Here is a 15,242-nt window from a genome sequence, read left to right as displayed (position 1 = left end):
GAAGGGGGTGAACTCCGAGATCACCCCAACGGGATCTCGACGTGCAGTGTGGTGCCCACGCCTTTGGGGCTGGTGATGGTGATGGTGCCGCCGATGGCCTCGACGCGGTCGGTGAGGCCGATCAGCCCGGAACCGTGTGCGGGGTCGGCTCCGCCGACGCCGTCGTCGCGGATCGACAGGTCGATCGCCTTGTCGTCGGCGGTGACGGTGATGTGGACGACCGAGGCGAACGCGTGTTTGGCGGCGTTGGTCAGCGCCTCGGAGACCACGTAGTACACGGTGATCTCGCACTGCTGCGGGAGCCGGTCGTCGATGGACACGTTCAGCTCGACCGGCACGGACGAGCGGCGTGCGAGGACCTTGAGCGCGGGTTCGAGGCCGCCCTTGGCGAGGATGGCGGGGTGGAGGCCGCGGGAGAGCTCCTGCAGTTCGGCGACGGCCTCCTCCAGGGCCTTGGCGGTGTGGGCGACCTGGAGCCTGAGGTCGTGCAGTTCCTGTGGGATCGCGGCCTCGATCCCGCGCATCTGGAGTCCGAGGGCCACGAGGCGCTGTTGGGTGCTGTCGTGCAGGTCGCGTTCGATGCGGCGGCGTGCCTCGTCGGCGGCGGCGACGACGCGGGCGCGGGAGGCCTTGAGGTCGGCGTTGCTCTGGGCGTTGGCGATGGCGGCCGCGGCGAGTTCGGTGAACTCCATCATGCGCACCTCGGTGTCCGGCGGCAGCCGTTCCTCCGTGCTGGAGGAGGCGATCAGCACACCCCACAGCGACCGGCCCACGACGATCGGGCAGCCGACGGAGGAGACGACGCCCCGTGCGCGCAGTTGGGTGGAGAGCGGTCCTTCGCCGGTGTACTCGTTGATCCGGCCCGGCGCGCCCGTACGCGCCACGAGATCGGACACGGTCCCCTCCTCCAGCGCCCATCGCGATCCCACCGGCATGGTGGCCCGAGGGCCGCTGGCGGCGTGCCAGACGCCGACGCTGGTCGCGGCGTGGCCGGGCTCGTAGCGGGCGATCAGCGTGTGCGGCGCGCCGAGGATCCGCCCCATCTCGCGGGGCACGGCGTGGAAGACCTCCTCCTCCGGAGCGCCGTGGGCGACCAGCGTGGCCAGGCGCCGCAGCGCGGCCTGTTCGCCGGCGATGCGGGCGAGCTCGTCGCGGCTGTGCCGCAGGGCGTCGGCCACCTGCTGGCGTTCGCACGCCGCTTCGAGCAGGATCTCCAGGGAGGGGACGATCCGCTCGCGCAGCCGCCGGACGACCGGGTGCGGCAGGCCGCCCGGCACGAGGAGCGTGGCGCGAATGTCGTCGCCGCGCAGCGGGAGGGCGAGTTCCCCGTGCTCGGCGGGGACGTCGCCGGGTTCGACCGAGGCCGACGGCAGGCGCAAGGCGACGGCCAGGCGCTGCGCCGTGGCCGGGAGCGCGGCGCTCAGGTCGGGCGCCCGCAACAGCAGCCGGGCCAGCTCGGCCGACAGGTCGGCCTCCTGGCGGGCCTCCATCTCGCCCGACAGCAGCCGGGCCGCCCGCGCGAGCGCGCACACGAGCAGAGCGAGGGCCATGAAGATCGCGAGGACCGCCAGATCCTGGGCCCTGGCGAGTTCGGGTCCCCACTCCGGCGGGAGGAAGACGAAGTCGAGGATGAGCGCGCTGGCCACGGCCATCACGAGACCTACGGCCAGGCCCCACAGGGACGCGACCACCAGCAGGCCGACGAGGTAGAGCACGCCGAGGGACTCGACGGGCACGACCTTCGCCAGCCCGATGCCGACGAGGGTCTCCACGGCGAGACACAGCGCCATCACCAGAAACCCCAGCCACAGTCGCGGCCGCGGCCGGCGCTCCAGCAAGAAGGCGCGCATAACACCATTTAACGCGGCTCCGGAAGCGCTCCCTGATGTGTGTTGGTGCTGGTGAAGCCGCGTTGATCGCTGAGGGTCCGGTGCCGAGGCCGCCCGCGCCCACGAGTCATTCGAGGGGGATCTCGACCAGCAGAGTCGTGCCGCCGCCCTGAGGACTCACGACGGAGATGGTGCCGCCGATGGCCTCGACGCGGTCGGTCAGGCCGATCAGCCCCGAGCCGCGTGCGGGATCGGCTCCGCCGACCCCGTCGTCACGGATGGACAGCCGGACCGTCCCGTCCCTGACGCCGACGGCGACGCGGACCACCGAGGCGAACGCGTGTTTGGCCGCGTTGGTCAGCGCCTCGGAGACCACGTAGTACACGGTGATCTCACACTGTTCCGGGAGCCGGTCGTCGATGGACACGTCCAGTTCCACCGGCACGGACGAGCGGCGTGCGAGGACCATGAGCGCCGGTTCGAGGCCGCCCTTGGCGAGGATGGCGGGGTGGAGGCCGCGGGAGAGCTCCTGCAACTCGACGATGGCCTCCTCCAGGGCCTTGGCGGTGTGGGCGACCTGGAGCCTGGCGTCGCTGAACTCCTGCGGGATCGCGGCCTCGATCCCGCGCATCTCGAGCCCCAGCGAGACGAGGCGCTGCTGGGTGCCGTCGTGCAGGTCGCGTTCGATGCGGCGGCGTGCCTCGTCGGCGGCGGCGACGACGCGGGCGCGGGAGGCCTTCAGGTCGGCGTTGCTTTGGGCGTTGGCGATCGCGGCCGCGGCCAGTTCGGTGAACTCCGTCATGCGCGCCTCGGTGTCCTCCGGCAGCGGCTCGGGGGAACTGGTGGCGACGACGACCACGCCCCACAGGGACCGGCCGACGATGATCGGGCAGCCGACGGAGGAGACGACGCCCCGTGCGCGCAGTTGGGTGGAGAGCGGTCCTTCGCCGGTGTACTCGTTGATCCGGCCCGGCGCGCCCGTACGCGCCACCAGCTCGGTGACGGTTCCCGGCTCCAGCGTCCAGCGCGTGCCCAGCGGCGGATTGACCTCGTCGCCCTCGACGGGGGTCCAGGCTCCGACGGTGACCGCGGCGTGGGCGGGCTCGTAGCGGATGACCAGCGTGTGGCGCGCGCCGAGGATCTGCCCCATCTCACGGGCGACGGTGTCGAAGACCTCCCGCTCCGGAGCGGCGTGGGCGACCAGCGTGGCCAGGCGCCGGAGCGCGGCCTGCTCCTCGGCGACGCGGGCGAGCTCGTCGCGGCTGTGCCGCAGGGCGCCGGCCACCTGTTCGCGTTCGCACGCCGCATCGAGCAGGATCTCCAGAGAGGGGACGACCCTCTCGCGCAGCCGCCGGACGACCGGGCGGCTCAGGCCGCCCGGCACGAGGAGCGTGGCGTGGACGCCGTCACCGCGCAGCGGGAAGGAGAGTTCCCCGTGCCCGGCGGGGACGTCGCCGGGTTCGATCGAGGCCGACGGCAGGTTCAGATCGCTCGCCAGGCGCCGTGCCGTCGCCGGGAGCGCGGCGTTCAGGTCGGGCGCCCGCAACAGCAGCCGGGCCAGCTCGGCCGACAGGTCGGCCTCCTGGCGGGCCTCCATCTCGCCCGACAGCAGCCGGGCCGCCCGCGCGAGCGCGCACGCCAGCAGCGCCAGGGCCATGAAGATCCCGAGGATCGCCAGGTCCTGACCCTTGGTGAGCCACAGCGTCCACGCGGGCGGTATGAGGAAGTAGTCGAAGACGACGGTGCTGGCCACGGCCATCACGAGACCCATGGCGAGGCCCCAGAGGGATGTGACCACCAGCAGGCCGACGAGGTAGAGCACGCCGAGGGACTCGACGGGCACGACCTTCGCCAGCGCGACGCCGACGAGGGTCTCCACGGTGAGGCACAGGGCCATCACCAGGAACCCCAGCCACAGACGCGGCCGGGGCCGACGCTCCAGCGTCGCCGGCAGGGAGGGACGCATAACCAACATTAACGCCGAACCGGAAAAACTGGCGGATCGCGTTCGTGCTGGTCAGATACCCTTTACCGGCGACTGATCGACTCCTGACCACCGGCAAGCCGTGCGGACCCCACCGGAGACCCCGGTGGGCAGTGCCGCGCGTGCCGAGCGGTCTTTCAGCCGGGGAGGGCGGCCAGGCGGGCCTTCACGGCCTTGGCGGTCGGGTTGGTCACCGCGGTGCCGTCGGGGAACACCACGACGGGTACCGTCTGGTTGCCGCCGTTGACGTTCTCCACGAACGCGGCGGCCTCCGGGTCACGCTCGATGTCGATCTCGACCATGGCGATCCCGTCGCGGGCCAGCTGCGCCTTCAGCCGTTTGCAGAAGCCACACCACGAAGTGGTGTACATCGTGAGCTCACCCGTTGTGGGCGTGGTCATGACTCTCCCCGCGGTCCGTTGGTTGCGAACACATGTCCAACGCCGGGTCAGGCCGCCGCATTCCCGCCGCGAGAGCCCGGAGACGAGACGAGGGGCCGACGCGAGCGGAGATGAGGGACGGGACGCGAGCGTCGGATGCGCCTGAGAGGATGAACGCCCGGTGAAAGGAGGGGCGATGGAGGCGGATGAGGTGCTCGCCGGGCTCGACCCGGAACAGCGCGCGGTGGCCGAGGCCACCCGAGGCCCGGTGTGCGTCCTGGCCGGCGCCGGCACGGGCAAGACCCGCGCCATCACCCACCGCATCGCGTACGCGGTGCACACCGGCGTCGTCTCCCCGCAGCGGGTGCTCGCCGTGACGTTCACCACCCGGGCCGCCGGCGAGCTGCGCGGGCGGCTGCGGCAGCTCGGCGCGCCGGGCGTGCAGGCGCGCACCTTCCACGCCGCCGCCTACAAGCAGCTGCACTACTTCTGGCCCAAGGTCGTCGGGGGAGAGCCGCCCCGGCTGGTCGAGTCCAAGCTCGGGCTGGTGGCGGAGGCGGCGCGCCTGTGCCGCCTGTCGTTCGGCCGCACCGAGCTGCGCGACGCGGCCACCGAGGTCGAGTGGGCCAAGGTCACCCAGACCCGCCCCGACGACTACGCCGCCGCGGCGGCCAAGGCCGGGCGCACCCCGCCCGCCGAGGCCGCCGACATGGCGCGCGTCTACGAGGCGTACGAACGGCTCCGCCGCGACCGCAACCTGATCGACTTCGAAGGCATGCTGGAGCTCACAGCCGCGATCCTCACCGAGCACCAGGAGGTCGCGCACCAGTTCCGCGACCAGTACCGCCACTTCGTGGTCGACGAGTACCAGGACGTCAACCCGCTGCAGAAGCTCCTGCTCGACACGTGGCTCGGCGAGCGCGAGGACCTGTGCGTGGTCGGCGACCCGAACCAGACCATCTACTCCTTCACCGGCGCCAGCCCCTCCTACCTCCTGGGCTTCACGGTCGAGCACCCCGGCGCCAAAGTCATCAAGCTCGTCCGCGACTACCGCTCGACGCCACAGGTCGTGCGCCTCGCCAACGGTGTGCTGGCGCAGGCGCGGGGAGACGCCCGCGCGCACCGCCTCGAACTCGTCGCGCAGCGCCCCGACGGCCCCGCGCCGGTCTTCTCCGAGCACGACGACGAGGTGGCCGAGGCCGAGGCCGTGGCCAAGCGCATCCGCGAGCTGCTCGACGAGGGTGTGCCGGCCCGCGAGATCGCGGTCCTGTTCCGCATCAACGCCCAGTCCGAGCCGTACGAACAGGCCTTCGCCGACTACGGCGTGCCGTACGTCGTCAAGGGCGCCGAGCGGTTCTTCGAGCGTGCCGAGGTCCGCCAGGCCGTGGTCCTGCTGCGGGGCGCGGCGCGGTCGGACACCGGCGAGCCCCTCGTCCGCGCGGTCCGCGACGTCCTGGCCGCCGCCGGCCTGACCGACCAGCCGCCCGAGGGCCGGGGCGCGGCCCGCGAGCGCTGGGAGTCGCTGGCCGCGCTGGCCCAGCTCGCCGAGGACGTCGCCATCGACCGCCCGTCCGCGGGCCTGCGGGAGTTCGTGGCGGAGCTGGAGGAGCGGGCCGGCTCCCAGCACGCGCCCACGCTCGAAGGTGTGACGCTCGCGACGCTTCACACCGCAAAGGGCCTTGAGTGGGACGCGGTCTTCCTCACCGGCCTGGTCGAGGGCACGCTGCCGATCATCTACGCGGAGAAGAGCCCCGACCAGATCGAGGAGGAGCGCAGGCTGCTCTACGTCGGGGTGACGCGGGCGCGCGAGTTCCTCACGCTGTCGTGGGCGCTGGCGCGGTCGCCGGGCGGGCGCAAGGGACGGCGCCGCTCCCGCTTCCTCGACGGCCTGGCGCCGCAGAGCGCCGGGCCGCCGCGGGTCGACCGTTCGGCGCGGCGCCCGGTGTCCTCCGGCCCCCAGCCGTGCCGGGTCTGCGGACGCCCGCTGACCGCCGCGATCGAGCGCAAGCTCGGCCGCTGTGAGAGCTGCCCCACCGACTATGACGAAGATCTCCTCGAACGCATGAAGCACTGGCGCGTCCTGGTGTCCAAGCGCCAGAAGGTCCCCGCGTACGTCGTGTTCACCGACGCCACCCTGCAGGCGATCGCCGAGCGCGCCCCGCTCTCGGAGGCGGACCTGGCGGCCATCCCCGGCGTCGGCGCGGTCAAGCTCGGACGCTACGGCGCCGACGTGCTGGCGCTGTGCCGGGGTGAGGAGCCCGCCGCGGACCTGGTTGACTGATGACCCGGTCGAACGAGTAGGGATCGCCATGAACGCCGCACTGAAGGAGCTGCTCGATCTGCTCGACCTGGAGCAGATCGAGATGAACATCTTCCGTGGCCGCAGCCCCGAAGAACGCCAGCAGCGGGTCTTCGGCGGCCAGGTGGCCGGTCAGGCGCTGGTCGCCGCCGGCCGTACGGTGCCCTCCGACCGGCATGTCCACTCGCTGCACGCCTACTTCATCCGGCCCGGCGACCCGAGCGTCCCACTCGTCTACACGGTCGACCGCGTCCGCGACGGCCGATCGTTCACCACCCGCCGGGTCTCCGCCGTCCAGCACGGCAAAGTGATCTTCACCCTGTCGGCGTCGTTCCAGGTGATCGAGGAGGGCCTGTCCCACCAGGCGCCGATGCCCGAGGCGCCCGCCCCGGAGACGCTGCCGACGTTCCGCGAGCGGATGGAGGCCATCTTCGGCCCGCAGGAGAACGACTTCTTCCGCCGCCGCCCCGTCGACCTGCGGCACATCACGCCGCTCACCTGGGAGGCCGCCCGCGACCCCTCGCTGAGCGGCCCGGAGTCGAAGGTCTGGCTGCGCTTCGACGGCGAGCTGCCCGAGGACCCGCTCCTGCACGTGTGCCTGATGACCTACGCCTCGGACATGACGCTGCTCGACACGGTCCTGCTCAACCACGCGCGCGCCTGGGGCGACAAGAAGACCATGGGCGCGAGCCTGGACCACGCGATGTGGTTCCACCGCCCGTTCCGCGCCGACCGGTGGCTGCTGTACGCCCAGGACACTCCGAACGCCGCCGGCGGTCGCGGCCTGGCCCGGGGCCAGGTGTTCACCCAGGAGGGCGAGCTGGTGGTCTCGGTCGTCCAGGAGGGCCTGGTCAGGTCCACCGAATGAGCGAACGCAGTGAGTGAAACGACGAACACGGCACCCATGGTCACTCCCCTCCTCCCGGGGTCCCCAGGGAAACGCGGAGCCTGCGGAGCGTTTTCGTGGGGTGGGGCGAAGGAGGGCGCATGACCATCACCCGCGTCGGCACGCGCAACGCGCGGTTCCAGCAGTGGCATGCGCTGCTCACCAACCGGACCAAGCGCAACCGGTCGGGGGAGTTCATCGTGCAGGGGGTCCGGCCGATCACCGTCGCCGCCGAGCGCGGCTGGCCGATCCGCTGCCTCCTCTACGCCGGCGGGCGGCGGCTGTCCTCCTGGGCCGAGGGCGTGCTGCGCGACACCGGGGCCGAGCGCGTCGAGATGGAGCCCGCCCTGCTGGCCGAGCTGGCCGGCAAGGACGACGCCGAGCTGGTCGCGATCGCCGCTCTCCCCCCCGACGACCTGGGCCGGATCACTCCCGGCGGCCCGGTCGTCGTCTTCGACCGGCCCAGCGACCCGGGCAACATCGGCACCGTCGTACGCTCCGCCGACGCCTTCGGCGCCTTCGGGGTGATCGTGACCGGACACGCCGCCGACGTCTACGACCCCAAGGCGGTGCGCGCCAGCACGGGGTCGCTGTTCGCCGTGCCCGTCGTACGCGTGCCCTCGCCGGGCGCGGTCGCCGACTGGGCCCACGCTGCGGACGTCCGCATCATCGGCACCGATGAGACCGGAACCCACGACGTCGCGCGCCACGATCTCGGCGGGCCGGTCCTCATCGTGATCGGGAACGAGACCCGCGGGATGAGCGCCGCATGGCTCGCGGCCTGCGACGAGGTGGTGCGGATCCCGATCGGCGGAGCGGCCAGCTCGCTGAACGCCGCGTCCGCCGCCACGGTGGTCCTGTACGAGGCCGCGAGGCAACGAAAAGAAAAATAAGAAATCGCAGGTGAAAAATACGTTGCCCCCATCGGGGCGGCGATCGTACGCTTCTCGCGAGCACATGACGGGCTCCCTCCCACCGGAGGGCCCGCGGACGTAGAAGGGCGGTGGCAGTCGCGTGAGTAACCACTTCGGCACTCAAGCCTGGGCCGCCGCATGCCCGCGTCCGTCCGTGCTGTCCTCGCGCGGCACCGCCTCGCTTCCGGCCGTCTACGCGTACCTCGAAGCCGGGCGCGTGCGGCCCGACGGCGTGGAGAAGCGAGTGGAGAAGCACGTCTTCACGACGCTCGGCGCCGTTCAGCTGAACGCCCAGGCCAAGGATGCGGCCATCCGTATGCCGCTGGGTCCGCCACCCTGGAGACCACCAGAGTGAAAGCTCTGAGCAGGCCTCCAGGCCGCGGATCCCGACCCCGGGAACCGCGGCCTTTTTGTTTCGGCCACACCGAACCAACGAGAGATCAGATCAAGAAAGGGGTGGAGACCTTGGGCCTCGCGCTCACTGCGATCAGCGAGAACCTCGATCTTCCCTGCCGGAAGGAGCCCGAGCTCTTCTTCGCCGAGTCGCCCCAGGACGTCGAGCTGGCCAAGGCGCTGTGCGCCGAGTGCCCGATCCGGCGCGCCTGCCTCGCCGGTGCCCTCGAGCGCCGCGAGCCCTGGGGTGTCTGGGGTGGAGAGCTCTTCATCCGTGGCGTCGTCGTCCCCCGGAAGCGGCCGCGTGGGCGTCCGCGCAAGAACGCCGAGGTGGCGGCATGACGCGCCGACCGACCGAGACCGCACGTACCGAGAAAGAGCAGAAGATGAGCTTGCTCAGCATTGAACTGTCCCAGGAACGAATACGCGAGGCCGAGCGCGACGCGGCGCGTCGGCGCGGCATCGCCCAGGCCCGGGCCGCACGCCGGGCCCGCCGCGACGCCGAGCTGACCGCCGCCCGCGTCCGGCGTCTGCTGACCGCGCGCTGACGGTCTCTCCCCAAGAGCCCACCAGCGCGTCCCAGAGGAAGAAGGGGCCCCGGCACCACGGCCGGGGCTCCTCGGCGTTCCAGGTGGCCGCTCCGGCCTTCCCAGCCCGGCGTACGGCCCGGGGCGCCGGTCGAGGAGGCCGCCGTCGACGGCGAGTTCGCCGAGTACGGCGCACCGCGCGCCGATCTCGGCGAGAGAACGTGGCCGTCCACGACGAAATCGTGCGCTCGCCGCCTCCCGAGGGCCGAAAGTCCTGGTGGAGGCAAGACATTGGCCAACGTCACCGCGTTCCGCTTCCGCCGGGGCGGCCGATCGGTGATGCTTGGAACAAGGCCGATGAAGAGGGGGGCGACCGGCATGGTCAGCTGCACGTCCTGCGGAACCACCGCCGAGTCACCGCTCGGCTGGACCACCGACGTCACCGAGCGGGGCCTGCAGCACCTGTGCGACCGGTGCAGCCGCGACAACATCCGTTCGATCGAGGGCCGGCTCGACCCCGCCTACTGGTAGCGATCAGTGCGCCCTGGCGGTGCCGCTTCCGGCCTTCTCCGCGTGTCGGAGTGACGGGCTACGCCGCCCGGCCCGCCTACCTGGCGAAAGCCTCATCCGCGGCCCGCTTCTTCCGTATTCCGGTGGCACTCGTAACCCGCCTCAGAATTCGAACGAGTGACTGGCGCATGCGACTGCGGGTGTCCTCTGCCGATGACTATGGGAGTCATGGCCTGGCCGAGTTTCCGGCGTCAGTTTGTTTTGACGCCAGTTGAGGGCTTGCGGTGGGAGCGGAGCGGTCTGCGGCCTTCGCTCGATATCGCCCCGGTGTGATGCCGAACTCCCTTTCGAAGGCGTGTGAGAGTGCGTACGGGCTGCTGTAGCCGACTCGGCCGGCGATGGTGGCCAGCGTTTCTGGAGTGTCGCGGAGCAGGGTGGCGGCAAGGATCACTCGCCACCAAGTGAGGTACGCCATCGGAGGGCGGCCGACCAGGTTGGTGAACCGGCGTGCCAGGGTGGGACGGGAGACGCCCGCCTCCGCGGCCAGGCGGTCGATACTCCACGGCGCGGCCGGCTTCGAGTGCAGCGCCCGCAGGGCGGCGGCCGTCACCGGGTCGCCCAGTGCGGTGGGCCAGGCTCCGCTGGTGGCCTCGGTCATCCAGGAACGGATCATGTAGACGAGGAGGAGGTTGAGCAGGCTCGGGAGCGCCATGCAGGAGCCGGGCCGCACCTCGTCCAACTCACCGGCGAGCAGATCGATCGCGGCACGGAGTTCGAGGTGGCTGCCCACTCGGCTGGGAAGGTGGACGACCTCGGGCAACTCTGCCATGAGCGGGTGCATGCGGCTGCAGTCGAGCCAGTACTTGCCGCAGAGCATCTCCGTCTCGTCGCGACCAGGCCGGGCCTGCGGCCCTGTCCCCGCAAGCCAATGCTCGAACGGCACCGCCCTCTCCTCCGCGACCGCCACATCGACGGGGGAATCGGCGATCACATGGCCAGTGCCATGAGGCAACAGCACCGCGTCACCCACGCCGAGAGTCACCCGAGCGCCGCCGTCGGTCAGCAGCCAGCTGCTTCCCTTCAAGACGACGTAGAAGCCCGCGCCATCGTACGGGTCCATCCGCGCGCACCAGCCCCCAGTCGTCCGCACCCGGTGAAACCGGGGGTGCCCGAGGTGCACGGCAGAGATCGCGTCGCTCACCACGTCCATCCGTCCAGGATATCTCCCGCATCATCCGTGAGACGGATTCGTATTTTATTGAGCTGAGCGCGCATTGAGAGGATCGTTCGGTGTTCTTAGGGTCGAGCACATGACAAACGAGAACGAGAGTGCGCAGAGCATGGTGCTGGGCGACGTCGAGGTCATCCGGGTCGTTGAACCCCACGAACCGTTCCAGTCCACCTCAGTCATGTTCCCGACAGTTGCCGCCGATGTGTGGAAGGACAACGAGGACTGGCTGGCACCGGACCACTGGGAGCCGGACACCGACCGGCCGGTGACTGCCCTGCAGACCTGGGTGCTGCGCAGCGGTGGGCGGACCATTCTTGTCGACACCGGAGCGGGTGACGGGCGCGAGCGACCGGGCATGGGACCCTTCCACCAGGCTCGGAGTGATCTCCCCGGCCTTCTGGCGAGGGCTGGTGTTCGCCCGCAGGATGTGGACGTCGTCGTCAACACCCACCTCCACGTCGATCACGTCGGCTGGAACACCGTCGACGCAGACGGGCAGTGGGTACCGACCTTTCCCAACGCCCAATACCTCATTCCTGCCGCAGACGACTTCCATTACGGTCCGGACAACGCGTACGGCAACGGCGTACAGAAGGTCGACCGCCTGATCTACGAAGACAGCATCGCGCCCATCCACCAGGCCGGACAGGCCGTGCTGTGGGACGGCCTCCATCGCATCGACGAACACCTCACCCTGGAGTCCGCGCCCGGCCACACCCCCGGCTCGTCCGTGCTGCGACTCGCATCCGGGAGCGACCGGGCGGTCTTCGTAGGAGACCTGCTGCACAGCCCGGTGCAGATCCTCCAGCCCTGCTGCAACAGCAACGCCTGCCTGGCCCCGGAACAAGCGGTGGCCAGTCGCCGTCGGATTCTCGGGCGGGCGGCCGATGAACGGGAACTGCTCATTCCTGCGCACTTCGGTGGTGCGGGCGCGGTGGAAGTCCGACGGGAGGGTGATGGGTTCGCCCTCGGAGCATGGGCAACAGCCAACCCGAAGAAGACAACGTCAGTCTCCGAGTGAGCCTTCGGCCGGGCGTTTCACGTGCGGTCCCGGATGAGGCTCCCCGCCGGTTCGGAGGGTCCCGGCCGCGCGCCTGCGGGCCATAAGCCGATCGCCGCGAGGTGGATCACTGCCTCGCGGCGGTACGGGTGTGCCACGGAATCATCCGACCTCCCAGCCTGAAGGCCTTCTTCATGACGCACACGTCGACCGACCAGCCCACGGCCAGAGCGAGCGGGGCCCTCGTCCCGGTGCTCGCCTTCGTGGGCATCGTGGTCTCGGTGATGCAGACCCTGCTGGTCCCGGTGATCAAAGACCTGCCGCAACTGCTGGGCACCGAACCGAGCAACGCGGCCTGGGCCATCACCTCGACGCTGATCTCCGGCGCCGTCGCCACACCGATCATGGGTCGTCTCGGCGACCTCCATGGCAAGCGCGGCATGCTGATCCTCAGCCTCGCGGCGATGGTCATGGGCGCCCTCGTCAGCGCCCTGACCAGCGACCTGCTCACGATGATCGCAGGCCGGGCCCTCCAGGGCTTCGCGATGAGTGCGATACCCCTCGGCATTGGACTGATGCGCGACTTGCTCCCCCGCGAGAGGCTCGGCTCGGCGATGGCCATCATGAGCTCCTCCATGGGCGTCGGCGGCAGTCTCGCCCTGCCCGCCGCGGCCCTGGTCGCCCAGCACACCGACTGGCACACCCTCTTCTACGGCGCCGCCGGCCTCGGTGTCCTCTGCATCGCCCTCACCCTCCTCGCCGTCCCCGAATCTCCGACCCGGGCGCAGGGCACCTTCGACGTCCTCGGCGCGATCGGGCTGTCTGCCGGTCTGGTCCTCTTCCTGCTGCCGATCACCAAGGGCAGCGACTGGGGCTGGGCCTCCGAGACCACTCTCGGGCTGTTCGCCGCAGCGGCGGTCGTGCTCGTCCTGTGGGGCGTGATGGAACTACATCTCAAGGCACCGCTGGTGGACCTACGCACCACGGCTCGCCCAGCGGTGCTTTTCACCAACCTCGCCTCGATGACGGTCGGCATCTCCTTTCTGGCCGCCTCGCTGATCCTTCCCCAACTGCTAGAGCTGCCGAAGGCCACCGGCTACGGCCTCGGCCAGTCGATGGTGGTCGCGGGCCTGCTCATGGCACCGCTCGGCCTGACCATGATGCTCACAACGCCCCTCTACGCCCGGCTGTCCGCGAAGCACAGTCCCAAGGCCACACTGATTCTCGGCATGGTGATCATCGCGATCGGCTACGGGGCCGGCCTCGGCCTGATGAGCGCCCCCTGGCAGAGTCTCGTCATCACGGTGATCCTGGGTCCGGGCATCGGGCTTGCCTACTCCTCCCTCCCCGCCCTGATCACCGGCGCCGTCCGCGCCTCGGAGACGGGCGCGGCCAACGGACTCAACACCCTGATGCGCTCGATCGGCTCCTCGGCCTCCAGCGCCATCATCGGCATGGTCATCGCCAACACCGCGGACGACGTGAACGGGGTCGCGGTCCCGACCATGCACGGCTTCCGCGTTTCCTTCCTGATCGCGACAGGTGCGATGGCGATCGGCCTGCTCATAACCCTCTTCCTGCCCCGAGCCCGCCCGCCTCACCACATCCGGCGGCGACCGCCTTCCAGGCGGACGCGTCCAGGAGCGCACCGAGGCGGCGGTGTCCGTGCCCGGCGCGATCCGCAAGCGCAGCCGAACCCACCCACCTTCACCTATGAGTAGTTCGCGCCGGGTCGTACGGCTCGAACGCGACGGTCGCTCGCCGGCGCACGATGACCCCCGGGTGCTCCGGCCAGAGGATGTGCCGTGACGCGGACCTGGGAAGGTCAGCCGGCGACCTGTTCCTCGGTGTCGTCTTCTTCGTCGAAGTCCTCAACATCGTCGATGTCCTCGACTTCGTCGGCGAAGCCCGGCACCCAGCGCAGGGCCTCGCCGCGGAACGGGCCCTCCGCCTCGAGCTGGCACAGCACGCCCGTACCGGCCGCGACCACGCGGTGGATCAGCACGTACGAGGGCGGCAGGTTGAGCTGGCGCACGACGTTCGTCGGCCGCAGGTCCGTCACCCGCGCGAACTCCTGCCGCAGCCACTCACGGCTGAACTTGAACGTGTCCTCGATCAGCGGCTCGGCGATCGGCACGATGAACGACCGCAGCGACTCCGGGTCGACCTCGACGCCCTCGCGGATGAAGTCCTCTTCGCGCAGCGCCTTCATGATCTGGTCGATGTCGAGGAGCGTGCCGATCCTCATGAGCACGCCGATGCGCCGGTGGAACCCGCCCGGCAGCCGGTCGACGGCGCCGAAGTCGAACACCCCCAGGCGCCCGTCGTCGAGCAGCCGGTAGTTCCCCGGGTGCGGGTCGGCGTGCAGCAGACCGCAGCGCGCCGGGCCGGAGAACAGGAAGCGGCAGTACAGCAGGCCGGCGTGGTCGCGCTGCTCCTGGGTGCCGTCCGCGATGATCGCCGACAGCGGCGTGCCGTCCATCCACTCGGTGACGAGCACGTGGCCCGACTGCGCGACGACGTCGGGGACGTGGATGTCGGGGTCGTCCGCGTACGCCTCGGCGAAGATCCGCTGGGATTCGGCCTCGATCGTGTAGTCGAGCTCTTCGCTGACGCGCTCCTTGACCTCGGCGAGCATCGCCTTCATGTCCAGCCCCGGCATCAGCACCGCGAACAGGCGGCCCAGCCGGGCGAGCTGGTTGAAGTCGCTCAGCAGCGCCTTGCCCGCTCCGGGGTACTGCACCTTGACCGCGACCGTACGGCCGTCGTGCCACACCGCCTTGTGGACCTGGCCGATCGAGGCCGCCGCGGCCGGCCGGTCGTCGAACTCGGCGAACAGCGACTGCCAGTCCTCGCCGAGCCCCTCGGACAGGACCCGGTGCACCGTACGGGCGGGCAGCGGGGGAGCCGCCTCCTGCAGCCGGGTGAGTGTCGCGCGGTACGGACCCGCGAGCTCCGGTGGCAGTGCCGCCTCGAAGATCGACAGCATCTGGCCGAGCTTCATCGCTCCGCCCTTGAGCTCGCCGAGCACCTTGAACAGCTGATCGGCCGTACGCTGCTGGATCTCCAGCGCGACCAGTTCGGCGGACTTGCCGAAGGTGCGCTTGCCAACGCCGAGGGCCGTACGCCCAGCGAAGCCGATCGGAAGAGACGCCAGTTTGGCGGTCCGCGTCACGGCGCGACGGGGAAGATCGCTCATTCGCCTACCTGCTTGTTCGCGCATCCGTGTGGGGGTGGCACGTCTTTCATTCTGCGTGAGAGACGTCACGCGTCCATACCGATATACGCC

The 15,242-nt window shown here is 70.6% G+C and carries 14 protein-coding genes; 9 read left to right on the top strand and 5 right to left on the bottom strand.

The genetic code is table 11. The annotated features are described in order from the left end of the window. Positions 1–20 precede the first annotated feature (20 nt). The 3 genes from OG417_RS42180 to OG417_RS42170 all read right to left on the bottom strand — a co-directional run bounded on the left by OG417_RS42180 (position 21) and on the right by OG417_RS42170 (position 4,214). Positions 21–1,850, bottom strand: coding sequence for a sensor histidine kinase (locus tag OG417_RS42180; protein ID WP_329241401.1), 1,830 nt, complete (start codon positions 1,848–1,850; stop codon positions 21–23). Between the two features lie 106 nt (positions 1,851–1,956). After that, positions 1,957–3,795 (bottom strand): sensor histidine kinase, encoded by a 1,839-nt coding sequence (locus tag OG417_RS42175; protein WP_329241399.1) that lies wholly within the window; start codon positions 3,793–3,795, stop codon positions 1,957–1,959. A gap of 155 nt (positions 3,796–3,950) precedes the next feature. After that, the gene (locus OG417_RS42170; protein WP_329241396.1) at positions 3,951–4,214 is read right to left on the bottom strand and encodes a mycoredoxin; all 264 of its coding nucleotides are present in this window, start codon (positions 4,212–4,214) and stop codon (positions 3,951–3,953) included. 175 nt (positions 4,215–4,389) lie between these two features. Here OG417_RS42170 and OG417_RS42165 point away from each other — a divergent pair, with 175 nt between their 5' ends. From OG417_RS42165 to OG417_RS42135, 7 genes are all read left to right on the top strand, one after another. Next, positions 4,390–6,474 (top strand): ATP-dependent DNA helicase UvrD2, encoded by a 2,085-nt coding sequence (locus OG417_RS42165; RefSeq protein ID WP_329241394.1) that lies wholly within the window; start codon positions 4,390–4,392, stop codon positions 6,472–6,474. Between the two features lie 28 nt (positions 6,475–6,502). Next, positions 6,503–7,360 carry an acyl-CoA thioesterase II gene (gene tesB / locus OG417_RS42160; protein ID WP_329241391.1) on the top strand — a complete coding sequence of 286 codons (858 nt, stop codon included), beginning with the start codon at positions 6,503–6,505 and terminating at the stop codon, positions 7,358–7,360. A 119-nt stretch (positions 7,361–7,479) separates the two neighbouring features. After that, positions 7,480–8,271: a TrmH family RNA methyltransferase gene (locus OG417_RS42155; RefSeq protein WP_329241389.1), complete on the top strand. Its 792-nt coding sequence runs from the start codon at positions 7,480–7,482 to the stop codon at positions 8,269–8,271. Between the two features lie 121 nt (positions 8,272–8,392). Next, on the top strand, positions 8,393–8,647 hold the full coding sequence (locus OG417_RS42150; RefSeq protein WP_329241387.1) for a hypothetical protein: 255 nt from the start codon (positions 8,393–8,395) through the stop codon (positions 8,645–8,647). Positions 8,648–8,757: 110 nt separating this feature from the next. Beyond that, positions 8,758–9,027: a WhiB family transcriptional regulator gene (locus tag OG417_RS42145; protein WP_329262989.1), complete on the top strand. Its 270-nt coding sequence runs from the start codon at positions 8,758–8,760 to the stop codon at positions 9,025–9,027. Next, positions 9,024–9,233: a hypothetical protein gene (locus OG417_RS42140; protein WP_329241383.1), complete on the top strand. Its 210-nt coding sequence runs from the start codon at positions 9,024–9,026 to the stop codon at positions 9,231–9,233. The genes OG417_RS42145 and OG417_RS42140 overlap by 4 nt, the downstream gene beginning before the upstream one ends. Before the next feature lie 336 nt (positions 9,234–9,569). Continuing rightward, entirely contained in the window at positions 9,570–9,743 is a 174-nt protein-coding gene (locus OG417_RS42135; protein WP_329241380.1) for a hypothetical protein, read from the top strand. 205 nt (positions 9,744–9,948) lie between these two features. On the opposite strand, the gene OG417_RS42130 is transcribed toward OG417_RS42135, so the two are convergent. Beyond that, positions 9,949–10,932 (bottom strand): AraC family transcriptional regulator, encoded by a 984-nt coding sequence (locus OG417_RS42130; protein ID WP_329241377.1) that lies wholly within the window; start codon positions 10,930–10,932, stop codon positions 9,949–9,951. Between the two features lie 100 nt (positions 10,933–11,032). Here OG417_RS42130 and OG417_RS42125 point away from each other — a divergent pair, with 100 nt between their 5' ends. Both OG417_RS42125 and OG417_RS42120 read left to right on the top strand, forming a co-directional pair. Next, a complete protein-coding gene (locus OG417_RS42125) occupies positions 11,033–11,974 on the top strand; it encodes an MBL fold metallo-hydrolase (protein ID WP_329241373.1) in 942 nt (313 codons plus the stop codon). 173 nt (positions 11,975–12,147) lie between these two features. After that, positions 12,148–13,674, top strand: coding sequence for an MFS transporter (locus OG417_RS42120; protein ID WP_329241370.1), 1,527 nt, complete (start codon positions 12,148–12,150; stop codon positions 13,672–13,674). Between the two features lie 104 nt (positions 13,675–13,778). Here OG417_RS42120 and OG417_RS42115 read toward each other — a convergent pair whose 3' ends face one another. Next, entirely contained in the window at positions 13,779–15,152 is a 1,374-nt protein-coding gene (locus OG417_RS42115) for an ABC1 kinase family protein (RefSeq protein WP_329241367.1), read from the bottom strand. Between the last annotated feature and the right edge of the window lie 90 nt (positions 15,153–15,242).

The organism is Actinoallomurus sp. NBC_01490 (assembly GCF_036227085.1).
GTDB classification, from domain to species: Bacteria; Actinomycetota; Actinomycetes; order Streptosporangiales; family Streptosporangiaceae; genus Actinoallomurus; species Actinoallomurus oryzae.
This window is presented reverse-complemented; position numbering and strand designations above follow the sequence as displayed.

Coding starts and splice junctions, on each gene's coding strand:
- OG417_RS42180 (WP_329241401.1), bottom strand. CDS start 1,850: ATGCGCGCCTTCTTGCTGGAGCGCCGGCCGCGGCCGCGACTGTGGCTG.
- OG417_RS42175 (WP_329241399.1), bottom strand. CDS start 3,795: ATGCGTCCCTCCCTGCCGGCGACGCTGGAGCGTCGGCCCCGGCCGCGT.
- OG417_RS42170 (WP_329241396.1), bottom strand. CDS start 4,214: ATGACCACGCCCACAACGGGTGAGCTCACGATGTACACCACTTCGTGG.
- OG417_RS42165 (WP_329241394.1), top strand. CDS start 4,390: ATGGAGGCGGATGAGGTGCTCGCCGGGCTCGACCCGGAACAGCGCGCG.
- tesB (WP_329241391.1), top strand. CDS start 6,503: ATGAACGCCGCACTGAAGGAGCTGCTCGATCTGCTCGACCTGGAGCAG.
- OG417_RS42155 (WP_329241389.1), top strand. CDS start 7,480: ATGACCATCACCCGCGTCGGCACGCGCAACGCGCGGTTCCAGCAGTGG.
- OG417_RS42140 (WP_329241383.1), top strand. CDS start 9,024: ATGACGCGCCGACCGACCGAGACCGCACGTACCGAGAAAGAGCAGAAG.
- OG417_RS42135 (WP_329241380.1), top strand. CDS start 9,570: ATGAAGAGGGGGGCGACCGGCATGGTCAGCTGCACGTCCTGCGGAACC.
- OG417_RS42130 (WP_329241377.1), bottom strand. CDS start 10,932: ATGGACGTGGTGAGCGACGCGATCTCTGCCGTGCACCTCGGGCACCCC.
- OG417_RS42125 (WP_329241373.1), top strand. CDS start 11,033: ATGACAAACGAGAACGAGAGTGCGCAGAGCATGGTGCTGGGCGACGTC.
- OG417_RS42120 (WP_329241370.1), top strand. CDS start 12,148: ATGACGCACACGTCGACCGACCAGCCCACGGCCAGAGCGAGCGGGGCC.
- OG417_RS42115 (WP_329241367.1), bottom strand. CDS start 15,152: ATGAGCGATCTTCCCCGTCGCGCCGTGACGCGGACCGCCAAACTGGCG.